The organism is Shewanella aestuarii (genome assembly GCF_011765625.1).
Classification (GTDB): Bacteria; Pseudomonadota; Gammaproteobacteria; order Enterobacterales; family Shewanellaceae; genus Shewanella; species Shewanella aestuarii_A.
Map to the genome: position 1 here is coordinate 3,128,806 of NZ_CP050313.1, position 24,955 is coordinate 3,153,760.

At 40.5% G+C, this 24,955-nt stretch carries 22 protein-coding genes; 12 read left to right on the plus strand and 10 right to left on the minus strand.

The window, feature by feature from the left end; all coding sequences use genetic code 11:
* Positions 1-16: 16 nt before the first annotated feature.
* Positions 17-379 (minus strand): HopJ type III effector protein, encoded by a 363-nt coding sequence (locus HBH39_RS13745; RefSeq protein ID WP_167679192.1) that lies wholly within the window; start codon positions 377-379, stop codon positions 17-19.
* 237 nt (positions 380-616) lie between these two features.
* Here HBH39_RS13745 and HBH39_RS13750 point away from each other — a divergent pair, with 237 nt between their 5' ends.
* A complete protein-coding gene (locus HBH39_RS13750) occupies positions 617-1,312 on the plus strand; it encodes a pirin family protein (RefSeq protein ID WP_167679194.1) in 696 nt (231 codons plus the stop codon).
* 191 nt (positions 1,313-1,503) lie between these two features.
* Here HBH39_RS13750 and HBH39_RS13755 read toward each other — a convergent pair whose 3' ends face one another.
* The 3 genes from HBH39_RS13755 to pbpG all read right to left on the minus strand — a co-directional run bounded on the left by HBH39_RS13755 (position 1,504) and on the right by pbpG (position 4,386).
* Positions 1,504-2,694 carry a GGDEF domain-containing protein gene (locus HBH39_RS13755; protein ID WP_167679196.1) on the minus strand — a complete coding sequence of 397 codons (1,191 nt, stop codon included), beginning with the start codon at positions 2,692-2,694 and terminating at the stop codon, positions 1,504-1,506.
* Positions 2,695-2,781: 87 nt separating this feature from the next.
* Positions 2,782-3,426, minus strand: coding sequence for a cupin domain-containing protein (locus tag HBH39_RS13760; RefSeq protein WP_167679198.1), 645 nt, complete (start codon positions 3,424-3,426; stop codon positions 2,782-2,784).
* Between the two features lie 51 nt (positions 3,427-3,477).
* Positions 3,478-4,386 carry a D-alanyl-D-alanine endopeptidase gene (gene pbpG / locus HBH39_RS13765; protein ID WP_167679200.1) on the minus strand — a complete coding sequence of 303 codons (909 nt, stop codon included), beginning with the start codon at positions 4,384-4,386 and terminating at the stop codon, positions 3,478-3,480.
* A 269-nt stretch (positions 4,387-4,655) separates the two neighbouring features.
* Between pbpG and rpiA the strand changes: the two genes are divergently transcribed.
* Complete coding sequence (gene rpiA / locus HBH39_RS13770) at positions 4,656-5,318, plus strand: ribose-5-phosphate isomerase RpiA (protein ID WP_167679202.1); 663 nt, start codon at positions 4,656-4,658, stop codon at positions 5,316-5,318.
* An 80-nt stretch (positions 5,319-5,398) separates the two neighbouring features.
* On the opposite strand, the gene HBH39_RS13775 is transcribed toward rpiA, so the two are convergent.
* Positions 5,399-7,261 (minus strand): methyl-accepting chemotaxis protein, encoded by a 1,863-nt coding sequence (locus HBH39_RS13775; RefSeq protein ID WP_167679204.1) that lies wholly within the window; start codon positions 7,259-7,261, stop codon positions 5,399-5,401.
* A 254-nt stretch (positions 7,262-7,515) separates the two neighbouring features.
* Here HBH39_RS13775 and HBH39_RS13780 point away from each other — a divergent pair, with 254 nt between their 5' ends.
* Genes HBH39_RS13780 through HBH39_RS13790 form a run of 3 tightly spaced genes read left to right on the plus strand, consistent with a single transcriptional unit; the run spans position 7,516 to position 9,747 of the window.
* Complete coding sequence (locus HBH39_RS13780) at positions 7,516-8,070, plus strand: RNA polymerase sigma factor (RefSeq protein ID WP_167680084.1); 555 nt, start codon at positions 7,516-7,518, stop codon at positions 8,068-8,070.
* A complete protein-coding gene (locus HBH39_RS13785) occupies positions 8,067-8,735 on the plus strand; it encodes a hypothetical protein (RefSeq protein WP_167679206.1) in 669 nt (222 codons plus the stop codon). Before HBH39_RS13780 ends, HBH39_RS13785 begins: the two co-directional genes overlap by 4 nt.
* A 52-nt stretch (positions 8,736-8,787) precedes the next feature.
* Complete coding sequence (locus HBH39_RS13790) at positions 8,788-9,747, plus strand: DUF4097 family beta strand repeat-containing protein (RefSeq protein WP_167679208.1); 960 nt, start codon at positions 8,788-8,790, stop codon at positions 9,745-9,747.
* A 242-nt stretch (positions 9,748-9,989) separates the two neighbouring features.
* Here the strand turns inward: HBH39_RS13790 and HBH39_RS13795 are convergent, their stop codons facing one another.
* Positions 9,990-10,223: a cytochrome c3 family protein gene (locus HBH39_RS13795; protein WP_167679210.1), complete on the minus strand. Its 234-nt coding sequence runs from the start codon at positions 10,221-10,223 to the stop codon at positions 9,990-9,992.
* Positions 10,224-10,472: 249 nt separating this feature from the next.
* Entirely contained in the window at positions 10,473-11,165 is a 693-nt protein-coding gene (gene rsuA, locus HBH39_RS13800; protein WP_167679212.1) for a 16S rRNA pseudouridine(516) synthase RsuA, read from the minus strand.
* Positions 11,166-11,456: 291 nt separating this feature from the next.
* Between rsuA and HBH39_RS13805 the strand changes: the two genes are divergently transcribed.
* The 3 genes from HBH39_RS13805 to HBH39_RS13815 all read left to right on the plus strand — a co-directional run bounded on the left by HBH39_RS13805 (position 11,457) and on the right by HBH39_RS13815 (position 14,606).
* Positions 11,457-13,550, plus strand: a complete 2,094-nt coding sequence (locus HBH39_RS13805; RefSeq protein ID WP_167679214.1) for a M13 family metallopeptidase — start codon at positions 11,457-11,459, stop codon at positions 13,548-13,550.
* A gap of 129 nt (positions 13,551-13,679) precedes the next feature.
* Positions 13,680-14,081, plus strand: a complete 402-nt coding sequence (locus HBH39_RS13810) for an SMI1/KNR4 family protein (RefSeq protein WP_167679216.1) — start codon at positions 13,680-13,682, stop codon at positions 14,079-14,081.
* 24 nt (positions 14,082-14,105) lie between these two features.
* Positions 14,106-14,606 (plus strand): DUF4447 family protein, encoded by a 501-nt coding sequence (locus HBH39_RS13815; protein WP_167679218.1) that lies wholly within the window; start codon positions 14,106-14,108, stop codon positions 14,604-14,606.
* Between the two features lie 240 nt (positions 14,607-14,846).
* Here HBH39_RS13815 and HBH39_RS13820 read toward each other — a convergent pair whose 3' ends face one another.
* Positions 14,847-15,488: a glutathione S-transferase family protein gene (locus HBH39_RS13820; RefSeq protein WP_167679220.1), complete on the minus strand. Its 642-nt coding sequence runs from the start codon at positions 15,486-15,488 to the stop codon at positions 14,847-14,849.
* Between the two features lie 80 nt (positions 15,489-15,568).
* On the minus strand, positions 15,569-18,163 hold the full coding sequence (locus tag HBH39_RS13825; protein WP_167679222.1) for a TonB-dependent receptor: 2,595 nt from the start codon (positions 18,161-18,163) through the stop codon (positions 15,569-15,571).
* 241 nt (positions 18,164-18,404) lie between these two features.
* Here HBH39_RS13825 and HBH39_RS13830 point away from each other — a divergent pair, with 241 nt between their 5' ends.
* From HBH39_RS13830 to HBH39_RS13840, 3 genes are all read left to right on the plus strand, one after another.
* A complete protein-coding gene (locus tag HBH39_RS13830; protein WP_280117329.1) occupies positions 18,405-19,673 on the plus strand; it encodes an Nramp family divalent metal transporter in 1,269 nt (422 codons plus the stop codon).
* A gap of 197 nt (positions 19,674-19,870) precedes the next feature.
* Entirely contained in the window at positions 19,871-20,335 is a 465-nt protein-coding gene (locus tag HBH39_RS13835; protein WP_167679224.1) for a DUF1456 family protein, read from the plus strand.
* Between the two features lie 176 nt (positions 20,336-20,511).
* A complete protein-coding gene (locus HBH39_RS13840) occupies positions 20,512-22,200 on the plus strand; it encodes an NAD-dependent malic enzyme (RefSeq protein WP_167679226.1) in 1,689 nt (562 codons plus the stop codon).
* A 114-nt stretch (positions 22,201-22,314) separates the two neighbouring features.
* Here HBH39_RS13840 and HBH39_RS13845 read toward each other — a convergent pair whose 3' ends face one another.
* Positions 22,315-22,749 (minus strand): DUF3069 domain-containing protein, encoded by a 435-nt coding sequence (locus HBH39_RS13845; RefSeq protein WP_167679228.1) that lies wholly within the window; start codon positions 22,747-22,749, stop codon positions 22,315-22,317.
* 329 nt (positions 22,750-23,078) lie between these two features.
* Between HBH39_RS13845 and HBH39_RS13850 the strand changes: the two genes are divergently transcribed.
* The gene (locus tag HBH39_RS13850) at positions 23,079-24,941 is read left to right on the plus strand and encodes a tetratricopeptide repeat-containing diguanylate cyclase (RefSeq protein WP_167679231.1); all 1,863 of its coding nucleotides are present in this window, start codon (positions 23,079-23,081) and stop codon (positions 24,939-24,941) included.
* The last annotated feature ends 14 nt before the right edge of the window (positions 24,942-24,955 follow it).

Genomic DNA, 24,955 nt, shown 5'->3' on the forward strand with positions numbered 1-24,955 from the left:
CCTCCTTGTTTATTTTTTAGCACTCAGCTTTACTCGCTAATACTTTAGCTGGTTCTTGTTCAAACTGAATCCCATCCCAGCCATGTTGAACAAACTGACGAATATTTTGATGATCATTTGCTTGTGGGTTAGCCAGCACATCTCGGTAATGTTGGCCAAATAGAGCCAAAGTTTGCTGCTGAGTAAGTTGTTGTAACAGGCCAAAAGCAAATACCTTACACGAGCCTGAGTTTTCACCCGCACTGTTGCGCTGTGATCCATTGGTAAACCCCGTTACGCTGAAGTCATAATGGCTATCAATTAATGCTAAAAAGTCTTCAAACATAAGGCTGTCGGCTTGATGTTCAAGCTTGTCGATAAAGTCAGCAATATTGCTCATGGGTATTAAATCCACTCAAAAAATAAAAGCCTACCCTAAAGCCAGATTTCACCTTGGTCAAATGAAAAACCGTCATCCAAAATGAGCCCAAGTTACCGGTGCACACTATTTAACCAACCGTTCAATTTTATTGTATGTTTAGGGTTAAATTTTCCAATATTTTATCGATTAATCCTAAGATATAGTAAGCCAATTAAGTCAACAGTCAGCATACTTTGATACACGGAGAGCAAACGGATGATCACTTTACGTCACGCACATGAGCGAGGCCATGCAAACTTTGGCTGGTTAGATAGCAAGCATAGTTTTTCATTCGGTAGCTATTACGATGCTGCGCACATGGGAATATCTGCACTTAGAGTCATTAATGATGATAAAGTCTCGCCAGGTGCTGGATTTACCCCTCATGGTCACAAAAACATGGAAATCATCAGCTATGTGCTTGAAGGCGCAATTGCCCATAAAGACAGCGAAGGTAATGTTGCCGTGTTACCTGCTGGTGAGTTTCAATTAATGTCCGCAGGAACTGGGATTAGCCATAGTGAATTCAATGCGTCTAAAACTGATGACCTCAAATTTTTACAAATTTGGATCCAACCCAATGTAATAGGCACTAAACCTGAATATCAACAAAAGCACTTTGGTCAAGCACTGGGGTTAACCACAATCGCCTCTGCTGATGGCAAAGAGGGCAGCTTACGATTAAAACAAGATGCAACCTTGTCACAGCTTATTTTAGCTGCGCAATCACAGCTCACCATTGAAGTCAGCCCAAGCCGACATACCTATGTTCATCAAGTTCAAGGGGAATTGTCGATAAACCACCACAAGTTAAATGCTGGCGATGGCGCACATATTAGTGAAGTTCAATCGATAACACTTAACAATGTTAGTGATCAACAAGTCACCGCATTAATATTTGATTTACCTTAGGGCTTATTGATCGGCTTACATAGGTGGTGAAAATAACTTAAGGCGTCAACACGGATAATTTGGCAATCGGGTCATGTGCATAACCTGATGTGTGACTCATAGCGTGAGATAAAGCACGAGCCATCCTTAAACAATCAACTCCACTTATGGGTAAGTAAAGCAGTTTAACTTTTGCTAAAACAGATTGTAAATTATGAATGTAAGCCAAATGACATAATATTATGTAATTTGGACCCTTGTTGCTGTTGAGGTTTTACTTGCAAAGTCGGATTCTTTAGTTCTGCACCAGCCCTTTGCAAAATCGTCTGCCAGCTATGGTCATCCTTAGTTTGAAGCGCAAAACCAATATTCACCGCAACCGATATCTCTTTAGGCAAAGTGTTTAAACGACAACAGGCCACTTTAAGATGAATCCGCTGAGTTAAACCTTGTAATTGCGCCAGATCAAAATGTGTCGATAACACTACAAATTTGCGCTCATTCAGTCTAAAGACCTCATGTTGAACATTGGCTATATGCTGCACGATATCGGCAACATGTTTAATAACATCATCTGTTACATTCGAGCCAAAATCTTGGTTCACCCTTTCAATATCAGCCACTTCAACTAAAAGAAAACTTAACTTTTGCTGCTGACTATCAGGATTAAAGCATTGGCTAGCCTGTAAAACTAACGAAGGTTTTGTTAATAATCCCGTTAACTTATCGACTTGCGTTGCTTGATGTAAATGTGCCTGTTGCTGACGAGAAACAATTAAACAACAAGCTAAAGTCATTAGCGTAAGAAAAACGATAACGGCCAGCGTACCGGACTCTAGTAACAATTGACTGCCTAGTTCAGTGAGTGGAAAGGTTTGGTCAAACGCCACAAACACAAAACGAACAAGTTGTTGGCCAAAAAAAATCAGTTCAGCCAGCATCAATGGATAATAAGTTAGCAGAAGAGTTTGTTGTTTGGTATTTCGCAATACTGTGATAACCGTAGAAATACTGATCAGCATTAAAAGTGGGTAGATATACAATAAGCGGTGAGTTAACGTTTCAAGCAGCCCAGGAATATAATGAATAAAAAACACTAATACAGCGATATAAATAACCGGTATCCATTGGGGCGCTAATTGAAAATGCCGCCTTAAGCCAACCAGCAAACCTAAATGAGCAAGAACGTACAAACCATTTGCCGCAGCAGGTCCCAACCAATAAGGCAAGGTGACATAATAAGATAGCAACCCTATGGTGCTACTAACCAAAAACAGCCCACCAGCAATTGTCCAATCCAGCAAGCAGCGTTGTTTATGGCCAATAACATAAAAAATACTGAAGGTGATGACCATCACAGCGCTAACAATGACGATGATCAGATGTAAAATAAAAGCGTCCATTGCTTATGTTCCATCCATAGTTTGCTCTGTGGCTTACTGAGTAAACACTAATATATCGCCAACATCTAATTTATCAAACCATTAATATTACAAATGACCCACTTTTACCCAAATTAAGGTGTTTTGTTCAACATAGGGATTGTGTGCGCTTAAATGCGGACTACGGATCCAAGTGCCAGCAGGATAGCGGCCTAACTCATCAATAAACTCACCGCTAATAACATAAATCTCTTCGCCGCCAAAATGCCTATGGGGTTGAAATTGAGTCCCCGCAGGCCAATAAACTAACGCGGTAGACTCAGTGAGGTGTTGATGAAGAGGCATCACCTGTAGTGCGCCATAACCTTGTTGCCATTGATTATTTTGTGTATCAATTAAAACTTGTTCAGTATCGGTTTGTTGAAACTGATGCAGCTTAACTAATAATGTGCATCCTTCGACACTAAAGGGTGCATGGCTAAAACCTTCTGGATTACGAATATAGCTCCCTTTGGGGTAGTCGCCAGTTTCATCTGAAAATACCCCGTCTAATACCAGTATCTCTTCACCTTTAGGGTGTGGATGGCTGGCAAACTTGGCTCCTGCATCATATTTAACAATACTGGTAGCATGGCCACACTCGGCGTCTTGCCTTGCAAGACGCTTGCGCCAAACACCAGGGGCAGGACTTTTATCCCATTTAAGCTCATGAGTGTTGATCACCACGCGCTGACTAAAATCCATGTTTAACATTCAATATCTCATTATTATAAGCCAGCAGCGTTAAGGCATTATGCCATCGCTTTAGCTATCACTGTTTACATTGGCTAGTTCTTTTTGTTTTTTATACGTTTTAGCCGAGGCTGGAATAGGTGAAACCTTGCCGGTTTCAAGCCACTTTTTAAGACGATTTGCATCTGCCATGTGGGTATATTTACCAAAAGCATCCAATACCACAAATGCCACTTTACGTTTATCCATTTCGGTCAACATCACTAAGCAATGCCCCGCTTTACTGGTATAACCGGTTTTAGAAAGTGCAATGTTCCAATTATCTTTAAACACCAGTTTATTGGTGTTGTGAAAATCTAGCTTGTAACGTGGTTTACTAAAAATAACATGCTTTTTCTCTTGCGAGCTAAGCTTGCCAAGCAATGGATAATCTTGACTGGCTTTTAATAAGGTGACTAAATCTTTGGCGCTCGATACATTCTCCACTGATAAGCCTGTTGGCTCTGCAAAATAGGTATGGCTCATGCCTAGCGCTTTCGCTTTGGCGTTCATCGCTTTGACAAAAGCTTTAAAACCACCCGGATAATGATGTGCCAAAGAGGTAGCTGCGCGGTTTTCCGATGACATTAACGTCATTAGCATCATGGTTTCACGACTAACTTCGCTTCCTATCCGAACACGAGAATGCACATTATTCATAATCGGCGAGTCATCAATTTTAACTGTGATTTTTTCATTCATTGGTAGTTTGGCATCTAACACCACCATGGCCGTCATTAGCTTTGTGACAGAAGCAATCGGCACACTTTGGTTAATGTTACTGGCATATAAAACTTCATTGGTTTTCAGGTCGACCAACATTGCACTGCCTGCGGCTAACTCTTGATGGTTTGCCGGTGTTGATTTGGCCGCGGCTATAACCGTTTGAGATGTAGCCAGCAAGGTCACACAAGCCACAAGGACGAATTGGATAAATTTCATAATAAAAAGAAAAAATTGAATGTTAACAGTAATTATACGACATAATATTTATAGCTTGGCAATTAAATCAATACTTAGGTATTAAGTTTAGGCTTATTGTCGATGGCGCTTCCTTTGCACACTAAATACATACCCATTGCAATTTTAGTCGGTTTTATAACGAATTATGTGACTTGCAAGTAAATAAAATCCCCAGTTAACGTATCTGCTCAGGCTTAGCCTGAGCTATACTAAGGCAATTTATTTTATTGCCACCACAGGATGTTGATATGACTCAAGATGAAATGAAAAAAGCCGCAGGATGGGCAGCGCTGAAATACGTTGAACGAGATACCATAGTTGGAGTGGGTACGGGTTCAACGGTTAACCACTTCATTGATGCCCTTGCCACAATCAAGGATGACATCAAAGGTGCGGTATCAAGTTCTGAAGCTTCAACGGCTAAATTAAAGCAGCTTGGTATTGAAGTATTTGACCTAAACAATGTTGATGAAATTGCGGTTTATGTTGATGGTGCAGATGAAATTAATGATCGCATGGATATGATCAAAGGTGGCGGCGCAGCATTAACGCGTGAAAAAATTGTCGCAGCAGTGGCCAAAAAGTTCATTTGTATTGTTGATAATACTAAGCAAGTTTCTATTTTAGGCCAGTTCCCACTGCCGGTTGAAGTTATCCCAATGGCGCGTTCATACGTTGCACGTGAACTTGTTAAATTAGGAGGCGATCCTGAATACCGTCAAGGTGTTATTACTGATAATGGTAATGTGATTTTAGATGTGCATAACATGCAAATATTAGATCCCAAAGTAATGGAAACTAAAATCAATGCGATTGTAGGTGTTGTCACTAATGGCCTTTTTGCTAACCGAGGGGCTGATGTACTACTTGTAGGCACTCCAAATGGGGTTGCGACAGTTTTACCAAAATAACCCTAAAACTCTCCCTTTAAGCGATATGGGTTAAATGACAAAAAACGCCTAACAATCATCATTAGGCGTTTTCGTTTTCATTACACTTTGAACACACTCACCGCTTCATGCAGTGCTGCCGCACGAATACTTAACTCTTCAGATGACGCCGCATTTTCTTCAGATGCTTGTGCCGTTTCATCAGCAATATCACGAATCACAACAATATTTTTACCGACCTCAGCAGCAACCATACTTTGCTCTTCAATCGCTGCAGCTATTTGTGTACTCATGTCCATAATATTGATCACATCATTGTTGATCTGACTTAACAAGGTGCCTGCTGTTGCAGCTTGCTCAGCACTTTCCCCCCCTTGACGCTGACAAGTATCCATTAATTGCACAATAGAATGAGTTCTTGACTGTAGTGTATTGATAATACTAGATATTTCCTCAGTAGATTCTTGAGTTCGCATCGCTAAACTTCTTACTTCATCAGCAACAACCGCAAAGCCTCTTCCTTGCTCGCCAGCCCTTGCAGCCTCGATTGCCGCATTAAGCGCGAGTAAGTTAGTTTGCTCAGCAATACCACGGATCACATCAAGTACCCGACCAATAGTGATACTATCGGCTTCCAGTTGCGTGATCACTTGCGAGGAATCATTTAACTGGCTTGCTAGCTGCTCAATTTTAGCAATCGTTTGCTCCACACCCACTTGACCACTTTGAGCATTGTCATGGGTTTGACTGGCTTTTAATGCAGCAAGCTCAGTATTTTTAGCTATTTCATCAATGGTTGAGCCCATTTGTGTGATTGCTGTCGCCACCATGTCCGTTTCATTTAACTGCCGTAACACACCTTCAGAAGCCGTAGATGCATTTTTTGATAACTCATGACATGAGTGATTCATCGCCTCTACCGCCTCATTAACTTGCTCAATCAAGTGATGAAACGCTTGAACCATACTGTTGAAATGCACAGCAATACGGGATAGCTCATCATCTCCAGATTCATCACAGCGTAATGACAAATTTTTAGTTTGCTCTATTCTGGAAATCACCTGAGTAATTCTTTCAACCGGTACAATAATGCTTCGTATAATTATGAAGGTAATAGCAATCAAAAAAGCAGTGATAATCAGCGACACCGCCACACCAAGATAAATCGCATTTTGCTCTGCCTGAGCAATTTCGGCAAAAGTTTGCTCATGCAATGCCTTAACATCTTGCTCGGTTTGATGAATAACATCTCGAAGTTCAAGCATTTTCCCATCATTGACAGACAAGCCAAATTCGCGCTCTTTACTGACCAGTCTGAGGAAATCATTTTGGTAACGCTCGATGTTATTTAAGAGTTCAGTTTTAATGTTATAAGCTAAATTTGAATTAGTTAACGATTGTTTGAATAGATTAATATTGTCTTGAAAAGTATCTACATACTTTGTATCACGGCGCAGCATAAAGTCTTTTTCATTACGACGTAATTGCAACATGATAATGGTTAATGTGCTATCACTATTGGATGAAAGTAATTGCTCTACACTATGCACTGCATCACGCAAGGTGCCGTAAAGACCTGATTTGGGCGTTAAGCCAATTTCTTTCTGTAACACCACGATCTCAGCAAAGGTTTTGCCATACAGATCAATGCTGGCACGTAAACGATTAAGCGCTTGAGTCGAAATATTTCTTTCTTCGAGTAAGCTACCTAATGCTTGAAACAGCACATTTAAATCAGCAAAATTCTGTTTGTGTTTGTCGATGTAACTCAAATCGAGTCGAGTTAAAAAATCCTTTTCTTCTCTGCGTAGCTGTAATATTTCTTTTTCAACTTCAACAACATTATTACTGGCATGGGAAAGTTTTTCAAAAACACTCGCGGAGTATCGTTGCAATCCAAACATGGATAATAGTGCCAAAATAGAAACTGCAGCACTTAACATGAGCTTTGAGCGGATCAGCATTTTAATGCCCTTCTTTTTTATCTTCTTCAATATGTATAGTTGCTATATGTCATTACTGCTAACTTAATGGATAAAAGTCAATAAAAAAATAACAACTGAACTCATTAAAATTAATAGCTTAATACTGACTAAAAACACCAAATGTTAATTTTTTAAATATAAAAGTAAACCTTTTATGTACTTGCTACTGTCAAACTATTAGTTATCTACTCATTTCACGTTAAACAGGAAGTATTGTGACCGAGCAAAACCAAATGCCGCATTCGACAATCGATCATTTTCAGTCTCAACTGGCTAACGATAATGAGTTGGTGGCATTAGCTAGTCAAGGTGATCAGCAAGCATTTAAAGCGCTTTATCAGCGTCATCATTGTCGGGTGTATGCCATTTGCTTGCGTCTTTGTCATAGCGTCAGTCAAGCGGAAGAAATTACCCAAAACTGTTTTGTGCGTTTATGGCAAAAGTTGCCGCTGTTTAAAGGTGAAAGCTTATTTACCACTTGGTTGCATCGGCTTTGTGTACGACAAGCCATTAATGACATGAAAGCGCAACAAACATTTTGGCAACGATTTATTCCCCACCAAGATGTTGACGAAAATCATCAAGCGTTAATCATGCCTGCACAGGAATGCCATCAACTTGATAAGTTACTCGCTCGCTTGCCGCAACGCACTCGAATCGTATTTGTTCTTTGCGCAATAGAAGGTTACCAACATGATGAAATTGCAAAGTTATTAAATATCGCTGTCGGCACCAGTAAGGCCCAATATCACCGAGCTAAGCAATTATTACAGGAGATGATGAAATGAAGCAGTCTCATCAACAAAATATCAATCTCGACGCATTAGTGAATGATTTACCAAAAGAAATAAAACCCGAAAACGATTTGTGGCTAGGTATAGAAAAGCAACTCACGCCTCAGCAAGGTGAAAATAGAACAACAACCTCGTCTAAATGGCGCACGGTTGCCATTGCCGCAAGTCTGATGCTTGTCAGCCTGATAGGTTTACAGCAATGGTTTTATTTCAACCATGATGACCGTCAACTCGCCAAGGTTAACGATAGAACAAACATGGCTAATGATGCCTTCATTCAAGAAGATGATATTAAAAGTTACGCGCAAGATATCGCGCCACTTAATGCGTTAATTCAACAAATTGCTGCTAATCATCAAGCCCAAATTGACGCCTTAATCACCTCGCAACAAACGCAAGGGTTTGCGACCGTAAACTATCAACAGGCCATTGAAACTATGACTACGGAACAGCAGCAATCGAAAATTGAAAAAAGTCTATTTGATCTTAGACAAGCAGCAGACTCAACCCAGCAAATACTATTAAAAGAGCCAAACAATCAACAGATTTGGCAACTTTGGATTTGGATTTTAAAGCAAGAATTAGCACTCATAAAGCAACTGCCTTTGCTGCCAATTTATCAGGCGCAAGATCAGCCATTACTCAATCAACACATATAACTAGGTCATCAAACATCACCTAACCACATAAATGTGAATATAAGGAATTAACATGAAATCGTCACTAAAATCAGTAATCCATTTTGTCATATTGAGCTCAACGGCCACACTTAGCTTATCAGCTTTAGCGGGTGATGCGGTTAATCAGCAGTTAAGTGTGACAGAAAACCCATCGGTAAAAGTCAAAGTTCAACGAGGTCAATTACAGTTCATTGCATGGGATCAAGCTAGTATTAAAGTTGAAGGCAACTTAGATGATTTATCTCAAGGTTTAACTCTTGAACAACAAGGCAATCACTTTGTCATCGAAGACAAAATGCCCCGTAATTATAATGGCAACAATAAACAAGGCTCTAACCTTACAATCTATTTACCCGCCAAAATCATGTTAGACAATGAGGGCGTATCGACGGATGTCAGTATTGCCAACTTTACGGGGGAGATAAAAATCGCACAAGTTAGTGGCAATCTCAGCCTTAATCATCTTTCAGGCGACATTCAAGCCAACACGGTTTCGGGTGACATCACCAGTAAGAATCTATCGGGTAAGCTAACGTTTGAAAGCGTATCGGGCGATATTGATGATCAACAAAGTGAAGGGCAAAGCACCTTGCGCATGGTCAGTGGTGATATTGACATTCAAGCAGGCCAATATAGTCAAGTTAGCATAGAGCAAGTATCTGGCGAGATTAAAGCTGAGCTAATGACAATCGAAGAATTAAAATTAACAGCAATCAGTGGTGACACAGAACTAATGGTTGCTCACTCGCTAAAAGACGCGACCTTAGAATCAATTAGTGGTAACTTAGCAATAACCTTTATGACCATGCCAGATGCACAGTTCAACATTGATGGTGGTCCAGGCGGAAAAATACGCAATAATTTAACCCAAGACAAACCCCTAAAGCCTAAGTATTCTCCTGGTGCATCCTTGACGTTTGCCACTCAAGCGGGTCATGGTCGGATTAATATCAACACCATCAGCGGCACGATTGAGCTTGCTAGCAAATAACTGACTAATTAATCGCAACATTTAGTTCTGTGAAACATAGAGATAAACAAAGCTGCTGGCAGGAAATTATGTAAGTGACGCGTAAACATCGGCATTGATAAGCCTAAAGTTGCCATTAATACAGGATGTTGGAATACAAACAAGCAAGTATTTTGGCGCCAATAAAATTGCAGGCACAAAAAAGCCTTCACAGATGAAGGCTTTTAATTACTGACTTAGCAGTGAAAAGTCCTATAAAGGAATTACTTTTCCATTTGGTGACAATCAGTACACTCAGTAATGGTTAGCTCTGGAGTGTGCATCTCCATATCGATTTCATGTGCATCACCAATAGCGTGACAATCAGCACACATAGCTAAAGTTGCACCGTCTTCAACGTGTTGTGCCACTGGGATCTCTTCGTGACATTCAACACAGTCAACAGCAACTGCTGAACCAGCAAAAAATAGTGCTGCAAGTAAAATTGGATATTTCATAAGTAAACTCCTAAGTCATCGAGGTGTTGTGACATATTTTGCGGTCATCACTCTATGTCAAACACTGGTTTAGTTGTATTAACAACTATTTTGGCTCACATTTCAAAAATAAAGTACAAAATCGCTAACGACATCAAATTATTGATTGTATTTTTATATAATACCAGTCTTTATTAACAAAAAATAAACACGCAGTTCAAATTTTACCCACAAGTTTAGCAGAATCATACTCTCGACTTAAGCAACTGCTTAATCAATAGAATTTATTTCTTCATCCGTTAAAAATCGCCATTCACCTAATGCTAAATCGGCATCTAATTCAATTCCACCAATGCTTTCACGATGTAAGTTGACCACACGATTTCCAACCGCAGCGAACATACGCTTAACTTGATGATACTTGCCTTCACTAATAGTTAATCTGACCAAACAAGGGTTAACGATGTCAAGTATAGCGGGTTTTGTTAACCCCTCTTCATTACGAAGTGCAATACCCGCAGCAAATTCAGCAATCAATGCTTGCTCAACCGGCTCCGCAAGCTCCACCAAATAACGCTTTGCGCAATCTTTTTTAGGCGATGTGATTCTATGTGACCATTGACCATCACTGGTAATCAGCACTAACCCTGTAGTATCTGCATCTAATCGACCAGCAATATGCAAATTATCGACTTTTTCGACGTTCAGCAAACTCAGCACTGATGGATACACTTCATCAATGGTTGAGCAAATGGTATCGATAGGTTTATGCAGCATAATATACCGCTCACCAACAACACTGATAATCCGCCCTTCAAGGCGTACTACAGTTTTATCAGTTACCTTAAAGCCGGGGTCTTTTACGATAACACCGTCACAAGTTACATCACTTCTGTGCAACGCTTTTTTTGCGGTTGAGCGAGTAAGCTCGGTACTCTCACAAATAAATTTGTCTAAACGCACGCCATATACCTTTAATACTGCAATTTATTCATATTATGCGGGCTTAACCTGTAAATAGAAATCATCGATGACAATTAATCTGCCCTTGTCACTCTTTAGTAACAGTTCGTCACAAAAAAAGCGCTCAAGAACCTAGCGTGCAGCTTGTAAAAACAGGTGGCAACCCATTAACATAGCATTCACATAATAAAAGCTATTGATAAAGTCGTCGGCTTAAGTCATTGGCAATAAATAAAATGCACCTTCATTAGCCCCTGCAATGGGGCTTTAAATTAACGCAAGGGAAACAACATGAGAAAATTGGTTATTGGAGGACTTTGTGCCTCACTGATTGCAGGCCTTACCGCATGCAACGATGGCACGAAAGCGACCACTGAAGCAGTTAAACCAGAAACAGCCAAAACCGCTACCGCGGCAGCCGTTGAAAAAGCCCTAACATCGGGCATTACCTTCGACAATATGGATAAGTCAGTTCGTCCACAAGATGACTTCTATCTTTACGTGAACGGCGGCTGGATGAACACAGCAGAAATCCCAGGCGATCGCACTAACATTGGCGCATTTTATGATTTACGTGAAAATGCCAAACAAGATGTTAAAGCCATTATTGAAGATTTAAGTGCATCAGACACCTTAACCGAAGGAACTGATGAGCAAAAAGTAGCAGATCTCTATCGTTCTTTCATGGACGTTGAAACCTTAAATAAATTGGGTGTTACGCCATTAAAAGCCACTTTTGATAAAATTGCTGCACTAAAAGACAAAAATGAATTAGTCACCTTTTTTGCTGAAAACCAAGTCAATGGCGGCGGGACACCATTAGCATTTTACATCAATGTGGATGCCAAAGACTCAAGCCGTTACGCCACCCACATTTGGCAATACGGTTTAAGTCTGCCGGAAAAAGATTACTACTTTAACGATAGTGAGCGCTTTATAAATATCCGTAAAGCCTACCTTGAGCACATCGAAAAAATGTTCAATCTAGCCGGCCTAGAAAACGCTAAAGCCTCAGCAGCGTCTATTTTAGCCCTAGAAACCGCCATTGCAGAGAAGCATTGGGATGTAGTCGAAACTCGCGACAGCACTAAAACCTATAACAAATTTGAAGTATCTGAACTAGCGACTTTAGCACCAGACATCAATTGGACGGGCTACTTAGCAGCCTTAGGCGCAGACAAACAAGCGGATATCATTATTAACCAGCCAAGCTATATTCAAGGCTTCAATGAAGTATTAAAAGCCAATGATTTAGACACTTGGAAAACCTACATGACTTGGCAAGCCCTCACTCATGCGGCAAGTAATTTATCTGAAGCATTAGATAATGAAAACTTTGATTTTTTTGCTAAAACCTTAAACGGTCAAGCAGAACAAGAGCCGCGTTGGAAGCGGGGTGTTAGCACGGTTAGCAGTACATTGGGCGAAGTGGTAGGTAAAGTGTACGTCAAACGTCACTTTGTGCCAGAAGCGAAAGACCGTATGGAACACCTAGTTGAAAACCTACGCAGTGCTTATGGCTCAAGTATCGATTCTTTAGATTGGATGAGTGAAGCTACCAAAGTGGCTGCAAAAGACAAATTAGCGAAATTCAATCCTAAGATTGGCTACCCAAACAAATGGGCAGATTACAGCAAATTATCGATTAAAGCAGATGATTTAGTAGGTAACATCACCCGTGCAGCCATTGTTGAGCATAACCGAAATATCGCTAAGTTAGGACAACCTATCGATAAAGATGAATGGCACATGACGCCACAAACCGTTAATGCCTACTACAACCCAACCATGAACGAAATCGTGTTCCCAGCAGCAATTTTACAACCGCCTTTCTTTAACCTTGAAGCCGATGACGCTGTTAACTACGGTGGTATTGGCGCGGTTATCGGCCATGAAATGGGCCACGGTTTTGATGACCAAGGCGCTAAATTTGATGGTGAAGGTAACATGCGTGATTGGTGGACAGAAGCTGACTTAAAAGCATTTGAAAGCAAGGGTAAAGCTTTAATTGCTCAGTACAATGGTTATCAAGTATTTGATGATTTACACGTTAATGGTGAACTAACCTTAGGCGAAAACATTGGTGACTTGTCTGGCGTCACTATCGCTTATAAAGCTTACAAAATGTCACTTAATGGCAAAGAAGCACCAGTTATTGATGGTTTAACCGGTGACGAACGCTTCTTTATGGGCTTTAGCCAAATTTGGCGAGTGAAAATGAAAGAAGAAGCATTGCGTAACCGTGTTGCAACCGATCCACATTCTCCTGGCCACTTCCGTGCGATAGGCGCATTATCAAATATGCCTGAGTTCTATAGCACTTATGACGTAAAAGAAGGCGATAAAATGTATATTGCCCCAGAAAACCGCGTAAAAATTTGGTAATAAAATAAGCCAAAATCCTCTTCAAGGGCGCCTAACACGGCGTCCTTTTTTATCCTGCTATTCACGATAATTCTGCTATAATCCCGCCAAATATCGCACCACCTATGATGGCGTTCAAAGGATAAACACATGCAAGAAATTATCGATCAACTTCAAGAACTCAGCGAAACCGTTCCGGTTCCTTTAGAGTTGCCAACTTTTGAGCAACTCGTCGAAGTTGAAGAGCAAATTTTAATTGGCATCCCTGCCGATTTAAAAGAGTTTTTATTGCATGCCAGCGATGTGATTTACGGTAGTTTTGAGCCTGTTACCGCAGCCGATCCTTATACTCACACATTTTTACCTGAAGTGGCCAGTTATGCTTGGTCAATAGGCTTACCTAGAGAACAAATTCCAATTTGCCAAGTAGGTGATAGCTTTTACTGCATTGATGAAAACGGCCAAGTGCAGTTTTGGGAAGACGGTGACTTCAATGGTGAAATGTGGGAATCATTTTGGGATTGGGTTGAAGACGTTTGGCTTGCACAATAAATTTATCTCTATTTAGGAAAAACCATGTCTAAAGATACTGGCTTAAATGCCATTGAAATGCAGTGTTTACGCCTGTCATTTGGATTAACCACTGAACAAGTGGCCTTGTTAACCAAAACCACTCATGAAGCCGTAATAGCATGGGAAGCCGCAGAGGCAGAAGCACCTGTACCTGCACAGAAAAAACTATTAGAAATTGATGACATCATTGAAATGCAAGTACTCAATACCACTGACGGTATTGAAGCGCTTTTCAAAAAAGAACCTAAGCGTCGTTTAGCCTTTGTGGTTTATCCCACTCAAGCGTTATATACCCAATATAACCCTGAGTTTTTAAGCTCTTTGCCATTAACTGAGCTATATAACACAGCGGCATGGCGCATCAAAAAAGAGTGTAAATTGGTATTAGAGGTCGATGTCAGTTTAATCCCATTAGATGCAGAAGCTTACAAAGCTTATCGTGCCGATAACGGCATGAGCGAAAGCCGTGAAAGCCGCGCCAAATGGGCTGCAACTCAACTGTAAGGCTGTTAACGCTAATGTAGCATGACCAGTAACCGTATTTTTTATATATCAATCACAATAGATAAGTGGACTGAAATAGCGTAGAAAAAACGCTGTTATTAGGAATTTTCACAAGCTAGCATGAGCAGTTATTTATTACGATTGGGATTAAATTTAAAAGGGTCGAAGACTAAACGTCAGCGACCCTTTTGTTTATTCAAACAACCAGACTCTCTTCAATAAACCCGCTAGGCTTTGACACTAAGCTTGCTCTTGTGCCGCTTTCGCAACTGGCTCAGTTTTGGCCAAGGCTGATTGTAATGCTGCCCGAGTGAGCAATCTATCTCGGTAAGCTGTTAATTTGGGAGGGATAGTTTGATCAAATGCAGTTGCCCACATTAATGTATGAGTGAGTAAAATATCGGCCGTAGTGAATTGCTCACCCAATAAATAGCCTGATTCTGGTACTTGGTTTTCGGCTAAAGCCGCTGCTTTATCAAACTCCCATTTGGCAACAGGTAACATCTCAGCAAGACGTTGCTCCTCCGGCAAAGCAAAGCGATGCTTACCCATACTCCAAAGCGCCTGCTCGAGCTCACAAATAATAAAACTCACCCACTGATGATAAATAGCGGATTGCTGGGTACCTCTGGCGGGTAGGAATTTATCATGACCATACTTTTCAGCAAGATATTGCACAATGGCCGCAGATTCGGTCATCACAAAGCCATCTTCTTCAATCACAGGCATTTTCCCGCTTGGGTTTAACGCCAAAAACTCAGCACTGCGATTTTCTCCTTTAGCAAAATTTAAAAAGCGAAACTGCCATTCAATTCCTAACTCTTCTAACATCCAAGACACGCGTAATGCGCGGCTTCGCGGAGTACCATGTAATGTGATCATTGTGTTTACCTGTATGTAATAAAAAAGCCGTATTACTCAATATAAAAGTAATACGGCCCAATAGCTAATAAGTCATTATATTAAAAGTTCATTGTTAGCTTTGTATAAATATATCGCCCTAAAGGATTATGGATTGATTGCACATAACCATAAAGATCTGAATCGCCATCACCAATTGCAAATGGTGGTTCTTCATCAAATACATTATTTACACCAACAGTTAACTTGAATGTTTCAGAGAAACGATAAGCTCCTTGTAAATCGACAATAATTTGCGAATCAACCATACGAGACTGATTATCTTCAAAGTCTAAAACACCATCAAAATCAATGTCTGGCGTATCCTCAAACTCACCAACATAGGTTAGGTTTAGATTCGCAGAAAAGTCATCTTTACTCCAGTTAGCAGTAGCTAGCCAGCGGTATTCAGGAAACTTATATTCACCGGTATAATCCAAGTTATCTTTTTCAAATTTATCTAAGTAACTCCACTCAAGACCAAATTTAATATCACCATAATCATCAAGCTCTAAAGCATAATGACTTGAAATATCGACACCTCGTACATCTTGAGAGCTTAAGTTAATAAAGCTTGAATGAATAACATCGATAGTACCGAATGTTTGGCCCACAGGAGCAGGTAGACGTTCACACACCGTACTATTTTGATCATTACAATGCGCGGTATAAATATCACCTAAAGGCTGTTTATCGATTTTATTATCTTGTTGAATGCTCCAAACATCAAAACCAATGTCAAACTTTTCATACGGGGCCCAAATCATGCCCACGTTCCAAGTTTCAGACTCTTCCGCATCTAGATCTGGGTTACCAGCAAATTCAGTGTTGTAATCTAGGGCGGTACAATCTACACCGTCAGCCTCACAGCGATAGGTATCAATAAAGAAATTACTTTCTTGCGAAGGCCCTAAACCAATTTGTGCTAATGAAGGTGCTCTAAAACCAGTAGCCCAAGAACCACGAGCACTCAGATTATCAGTTATTCCCCACATAAACGCTGCTTTTGGATTAAAGGTTGAACCAAAATCACTGTAATGATCATAGCGACCAGCAAGTTGTAATTCAAAGTTATCTGCAACAGGAATAGAAAATTCTACATAGCCAGCATATTGATCGCGATCCGCTTTCGCAGAAACCGCTTCAGTACCAAAAATTAGCCCACGTTGAAATTGCTCATCAGGTGTGTCCGATACATCCTCTTCACGATACTCAACACCAGCAGCCATCATGACGTCTCGATCACCAATTGTGAATGCTTGGCCAGTAATGTTCGCATCAAATGAAGTCATATGTGACTCACCTTGGCGCACTAAACTAGTCGTAATATCGTCGATAACATCTTGAGAGTTATACGTGCCTCCAAAAGGATTATATCGACCAGCATCTATTTCACGCTGTAAATAATCAACTCGCACCCAACCTTGCGTGCGATCCCCCTGCTGAGTAGACTCACTTCTACCTCGCTGTACAGATGCCTCCCAATCCCAATCGTTTACAACGCCACGAAGACCAGCCACCATTCTTAATGTATCTGACTCGATATCCCAACGACGAGCTCCAGCATCTACGGGTCTGAATCGACCAATTTCAATGTCTTTTCCAAACGGATTATTTGGATGAGTTCCCGGAACAGTTAAACCAGCAGATTCATCTAGAGGTGTCGCTGCACCTCCAGCTTCTGAAGTATTATGTTGAACCGCAACCTCTAAGAAACCCGTTACATTTTCAGCAAAAATATATTCAAATTGACCAATAAACCCAACTCGCTCGGCTTCTGGAATCGTCAGGTTATAAGGGCCATAATCGAATAAACAACTACCACTAGCCGTTGCATTTTCTGGTGGACAATCAGGATCAATGGTTTTCACGCCATCGACATAAAAGTAACCAGGGAAACCACGAGATGAGCGGAAGTCCTCTCCACCATAAGGCGATTGATTAGCAGTACCAAACCTCCCCATTTCACTCGCTGCTAAGCGATTATTGTTGAAATAATCAACAATGACAGACGCGCTCCCTTTTTCACCTGTTATGCCCCAGACTAAACTGGCAGTTGTTTCGTCATAATCTGAACCTGACGCGCCACCATATCCAAGGTTGAGCTCTAGACCCTCAATATTTTTACGCAAAACAATATTTACCACACCAGCAATAGCATCTGAGCCGTAAATAGCTGAAGCGCCATCTTTCAAAATATCAATACGCTCAATAGCCGAAACAGGGATATTATTAATATCAACAAATGAGTTGGTAATTCCTTCAGCAAAAGAACTTGTCGCAACTCGACGGCCGTTAATCAGCACTAAAGTGGCATCCGCTCCCATCCCTCTCAAACTGATAGCTGCGCCACCATTTGCAGTAGAATCTTGACTATTACCTCTTGTCGAAAAAGTGCCTGCACCAGCTGCAGGCATCTTTTCAAGCAATTGCTGAAGATTATCAAAACCCATATTAGCAATATCATCTTTGTTCAATGACTGTATTGGCGACGGGCCTTCAATATCAGTTCGCTTAATACGGGAGCCAGTTACTTCGATTTTTTCTATTTGCTTAGCTTCGGTTGATTCCGCAGCATGAGAAACAAAAGTAGTTGGTGCTAAGGTTAACGAAATTGCCACAGCGCAGGCGCTGCGTAGTAGGTGAGGTCTTTTCATGATCTTCCTTAATATAATATTTAAATACTTTTATTTTAATAAGTTACTCGACATCATTTTCGAGCAATGCTTTTATGTTAAGCCATCACTAAATTAGAGCTTTGATTCAAAATGTCAATAAACAACAAACTAAAATGTTAAATATTTGTGTAACCAGCAGTTTTGCTATGTAACAATTTGTGGCAAGCTAAGCTCATAAAAAATATAAGTAAAATTTTTAATTACCTACGAGTACCAGTAAATGTCATCCAGCCACATCATTAAACATCCATCTAAAGTGATACGTTTTAGGCAAGGTATTGCTAACCTTGGGCCAGGCATTTTGATGGCTGCTGCGGCTATTGGGGCTTCGCACCTTGTCGCATCAACTCGCGCTGGTGCTGAATATGGCTGGCAACTGGCTTGGTTAGTGTTAGCGGTAAACTTGGTTAAATATCCCTTTTTTGCTGCAGGCGCACGTTACACAGCAGCCACAGGTGAGAGTTTATTACATGGCTACCAACGTCAAGGTAAAGGCTATTTAGTCCTGTTTAGTCTGCTCAATAGTGTTGCCGCGGTAGCCAGTACCGCTGGCGTGTGTATGTTAACTGCAGCGCTGCTGACTCAGTTTGTTCCCTTATCGATTGATATTCTTGCTGCATTAGTGTTAGTCAGTTCACTGTTGTTATTGATAATCGGTCATTACAAATGGCTAGATAGCATCACTAAAATCATTATGTTCACGCTAACGCTAACCACCTTGATTGCAGTTGTGTTGGCTTGGGCGCATCAATGGGGTCAGCCACAAATCACATCAACAGCCGATGCGTGGCAATGGGCTAATGTTGGTTTTTTAGTTGCAATGATGGGCTGGATGCCTGCCCCTATTGAGGTAAGTACTTGGAACTCAGTGTGGTTACTCGAAAAACAAAAATCACAATCGATTAATGCCAAACAAGCAGTTTTTGACTTCAATTTAGGTTATGTCACCACAGCGATACTTGCGCTAGTCTTTTTAGCGTTAGGCGCGTTAGTGATGCATGGTTCTGGTGAACAATTCTCTGATTCTGGATCGCAATTTGCCAACCAGTTAATCAGCCTTTATAGCCAAGTAATGGGCGAACATAGTCGCTATTTGATTGCCACAGTTGCCCTACTGTGTATTTTTAGTACCACAGTTACCGTCATCGATGGCTATAGCCGCACGTTAAATCTGGCGTGGCAATTGCTAAATAAATCTGCTGATTCATCATTAAGACTAAACAGTATTATGTTATTTATCAGCTTATTAGGCCTAGGGTTAATATTATTTTTTAAAGGTGCGTTATTGCCACTACTTGAATTTGTGATGATATTAGCTTTTATGACCACGGTTATTTTTGCTTGGCTAAACTTTCGTTTGATGACGAGTAAGCATCTGCCTAAACATCACAGATATGGGCCTAATATGGTGCGGTTGTCGTGGTTAGGGCTAATTTATTTTATCGGCTTTTCAAGCATTTTTATCTTTTGGTATTTAACCAAACTGTAAAACAGTATTCACCTTGGCAAAAATGTCTGAAGTAATTCTTATAGAATTAACCGATATGTCGCGCGTATTTGGTATTCATGATGATATACGTCAAGCGTTACGTAAAATTATCCAGCAATAATCATACTGAAATGCGCTATAATAGGAGGGCTAAATAAAGCATTCACATAACTCGCGCAGCCGCGCCAGAGAGAACTATGATAAACAACGATATTCTTCGCCGTATTCGCTTCATCTTTGACTATTCAAATGCAAAAATGGTCCACATTTTTGCTGCAGCTAATGCTGAAGTCAGCACTGACAATATTATTGCTATGCTTAAAAAAGAAGAAGAACCCGGTTACCAAGCCATTAATGACAGCCTTATGTGCCAATTTTTAGATGGATTGATTATTACGAACCGTGGCTTACAAGAAGGTGCAACAGTGCCAAGCCCAGTTAAAAATTTAAACAACAACTTAATGTTTAAAAAACTGCGCGTCGCACTCACCTTAAAAGAAGAGGATATTATTAGCCTTTTAGGCTTAGCTGAATTTTCAATTACTAAGTCAGAATTAGGCGCGCTATTCCGTAGCCCAGACCACAAAAACTTTAAAGCTTGTGGCGATCAAATTTTACGTAACTTTTTAAAAGGTTTATCAATCAAACACCGTGGCATGTAACTAGATTGGTCAACGACTTTAAATGCACTGCTTTGTCAGTGCATTTTTGTATCTATTCAAACACCCATCAATGAAAAAAATGTGAATTTACTCACTAAACAGACCACAAAAATTGCTAGTCATGTTAATCTACGCCATCTAAAAACCTAACTAACATCAAACAAAAAAGGTTACCCATGGACGATAATAAACGCCCCCTCTATCTTCCTTTTGCAGGACCTGCAATTCTTGAATCTCCTCTGCTAAATAAAGGCACCGCCTTTACTGAAGATGAGCGAATTTCTTTCAATCTTGAAGGATTATTACCTTGGGTAATCGAAACCATTGACGAGCAAGTGTCTAGAGCCTACGAGCAGTTTGCTAGCTTTAATAATGATCTCGATAAACATATCTATCTGCGAAACATTCAAGACACCAATGAAACGCTCTTTTATAGCCTGCTGCGCAGTAACATTAAAGAAATGATGCCCATCATTTATACCCCAACAGTGGGGCTAGCGTGTGAGCGTTTTTCGAAAAACTACCGTCGTAATCGTGGCTTATTTATTTCATATCCTAACAAAGACCGCATTGACGATATTTTAAATAACTCTACTCGCCATAAAGTAAAAGTGATTGTGGTCACTGATGGCGAACGCATTCTTGGTCTTGGCGATCAAGGTATTGGCGGCATGGGGATCCCAATTGGTAAATTGTCTTTATACACTAGCTGTGGTGGTATAAGCCCTGCGTATTGTTTATCTGTGACTTTAGATGTTGGCACAGATAACCCGCAGCTATTAGAAGACCCAATGTATATGGGTTGGCGCCACCAGCGAGTTGGCGGTGAAGAATATAAAGACTTTGTTGAAGCCTTTATGCAAGCGGTAAGTCGACGCTGGCCTGATGCACTGATCCAGTTTGAAGATTTTGCACAAAAAAATGCCATGCCTTTATTAGAGCGCTACAAAGATCAATACTGCTGCTTTAACGATGATATTCAAGGCACCGCCGCGGTAACAGTTGGGTCATTGCTTGCTGCGTGTAAAGCGGCTAAAACAGAGCTTAACAAACAGCGAGTAGTATTCTTAGGTGCGGGAAGTGCTGGCTGCGGTATCGCCGAAGCCATTATTGCGCAAATGGTGTCGGAAGGTATCAGCGATGAGCAAGCTCGATCGCAAGTATTTATGGTCGATCGCTGGGGCTTGTTAATGGACAACATGCCAAATTTATTGGCGTTCCAAACCAAACTCGCTCAACCGGTATCCACCATTGAAAAGTGGGATAACTACAGTGAGAACGTATCACTGCTAAATGTAGTAAATAATGCTAAACCGACAGTATTAATTGGTGTTTCTGGTGCGCCGGGCTTATTCACGGAAGAAGTGATTAAAGCCATGCATAGCCATTGCCCAAGGCCGATTATTTTCCCACTGTCTAACCCAACTAGCCGAGTAGAAGCCACCCCAAAAGATATTTTGCATTGGACCGCAGGCCAAGCCTTAGTGGCTACAGGCAGCCCATTTGAAGATGTGGTTATTAACGAACAAACCTTTGAAATTGCTCAGTGTAACAACAGCTTTATCTTCCCGGGTATTGGTCTTGGTGTTTTATCATGTGGCGCAAAACGTGTGTCTGATGAAATGCTAATGGCATCAAGCCGTGCTTTATCTGAGTGTTCACCCCTTGGTAATACCGGAGAAGGTGCGCTTTTGCCTAATCTTGACGATATTCAGAAAGTCAGTAAACACATTGCTTTTGCGGTGGCTAAAGTAGCCATTGAACAAGGTTTAGCATTGCCTTGTACCGATGAGTTACTAAAGCAAGCCATTGAAGATAACTTTTGGGAACCTGAATATCGCCGTTATCGTCGCACTGCATTCTAGCTTTTAGTTTGTCGCTTTGGCGATCAAGCCAAAAGACTCGACAATTTAATTGACGCAATAAAAATCCCAGCAGGCGCTGGGATTTTTTTAAACAATCGTTTAATGCTAGCTGAATTAGTCAGCCATGACCTGTTTGAAACTATTGAGCATCGAGCGATCAGTACGAGCTTTTTTCAATTTACGTAAACACTCTTTTAAAGACTGCTCTGCTAAACGACCAAACACACCGTCATATTCATTATTATTCATTTCTTCTTCAGAATCAGCGCTATCCGCAATCTCTTGAGCCACACGGCTTAACTGCATCCAAGCATTAGCAATATAAAATCCATGAAACTCAGCTTGGGTAAACAATTTTTGCGCACTAGCCGGTAAACCGTCCCAGGCTTGCTGAAAAAGGCCGGCTTTATCGGCTAATAATTCAACTAACAAGCCATCATAAGCTTCAAGTAATGTGGCTGGCATTTTATCCATAGGAAGCACTTTATTCGCTACGTTATAAGAAACTTGCTTCACAGTCTCTGTGTATTGTTGATCTTTATCGCTCATTACTTTTCTCTTTAATTTAATATCGGCTACTCACCATATTTGTGATTATACGCGATTGCAGCCAAACACCACCTTCACAGCCTTAGAAATCCGTTAAAAATTGAGGTGCAAGTCCAGCAAACTTGCATCACAGCTTAATTAATATCTACCATCACCAATCGAATGGTCGCCTAACAGACAAATGTTCACACAAACCAAAGTTATGGATATTAATTTTACCTTAATCCTTTAACTAAGTTATACTCAATTCAAGCAAAAGCTCCCAAAAAATAACAAAAGTTACAAACCAGAACTGGATGAATACATTGCCCAATTTCAGCACTCGTTTTATGTCGATCTTTTTTTATGCCTTATTGCTGAATATAAGCATCAATGCCAATGCTGCCGCATCCCCAAACCCAACCCGTGCCGATAACATTTTTGACCGAATAGAAAATGGTTTAGTAAGTACACAATCTGAAATTGACCAATTAATCACTGAGCTTGAAGGCTTAATCGCTGCAGATGATACTCAAAGACAACATCGCTTAGTCCGAACTAAATGCTGGAATTTTGAAGCCATCACTAACGAACAAATACAGCAAGCCATCGATTACGCCAGCGAACAAATACTGCTTTTTTCTGATCCCGCTCCTTCAATAGTATTATCCGATTTGTATTTATGCCGCGGTTGGTACCGGCAAGTTATGTCGAAAGTAGATGAAGCGCTATCAGACTATAATATTGGTATCGAGGCCGCCTACCAGCTAGAAAACCCTCGCCTTATCGCTGATGGACGCAGTTCTCGTGGTAGCATGTTTTCATATCAGGGCAACTTCACTGCGGCGTTAGAAGACTTAATTACCGCACAACAACTTTATGAGTCATTAAATATACCTTATTGGGCTTCGTACAACCTAGGTGAACTTGCTTCTACCTACCGCCGTTTAGGCGACTCGGCTACCGCGTTGAAATACCAACTTGAATTAGAGCAGTACTTCATCGAAACAAATCAAACTTATGATGCTAATGAAGTCAATAATCAAATAGCCTTTTCATTAGAAGAATTAGGCGAATACCAGCAAGCAATAGAACGCTATCAAAAAAGTCGTGCATTTTGGTTAAACGAAAACAATAACCTCAACGCGGAAAGCATGTCTATTGATATTGCTGGTGCCTTAATAAAGCTCGGTCAATTTGAGCAAGCTAAAACACACCTGCTTCAAGCAGAAACTGTTATTCCGGAGTCTTATGATGGCTCGTTTAGCTATATGAATTTGTACCTTGCACAGGTGTTTTTTGATGAAGACAACTATGACGAGGCAATAGCGTATTTAGACAAGGCGATCAAATCATTCGCTGTAAGTCAAAACAGCCGTGGGATCAGCACCAGCTTAAAACTAAAAAGTGACATATTAGGTGAATCACAACAATGGTATGAGGCCTATCAAACACTTTATCAATATGTTGATTTACACATTAAAATGGATAAAAAACATTTAGCTGATCGCAATGCAGAAATGCAAACCCGCTTTGATACTAACAAAATTAAAAATGAAAACTTAGCCTTAATAAAGGCATCAAAAGCAAAACAAGCTCAACTTGAGATCATGCAACATAATAAAAACATGCAAATAATTATTACTATTTTGAGTTTAGTGATTTTAATTCTAGTGTCTATTTTTGCTTATAAACAAATACTACGTAAACGCTCATTTAAACAACTTGCCTTAACGGACGAATTAACAGGACTCGCCAACCGTCGTTTCACTTACGACCAAGGTGATGATTTTATCAAGCAGGCTAAAGATGATAACATCCCGTTTTCTATCATTTCGTTTGATGCCGATCATTTCAAACAAGTAAACGACAACTTTGGTCATGATATTGGCGATAAGGTATTGGTAAAAATTGCTGAGCTAGCCGTTAGCATGATGCGTGATACCGACATTGTTGGTCGTGTCGGTGGTGAAGAATATATTGTACTACTACCTAACATTTCACAAGACAAGGCCATAGAAATCGCGCATCGCTTAATCGATATAATCTCTACTTACGATTGGTCGTTAATTGCCGCTCAATTAACACAAACAGTGAGTGCTGGTGTGGCTTCATTTGAAGATGAACAAGATTTTTCAGCCTTATTGGTAAAAGCAGATAAAGCATTATATTTAGCCAAAAATGCAGGCAGAAACTGCGTGAAATCTTTATAAATAAGCCATATTGT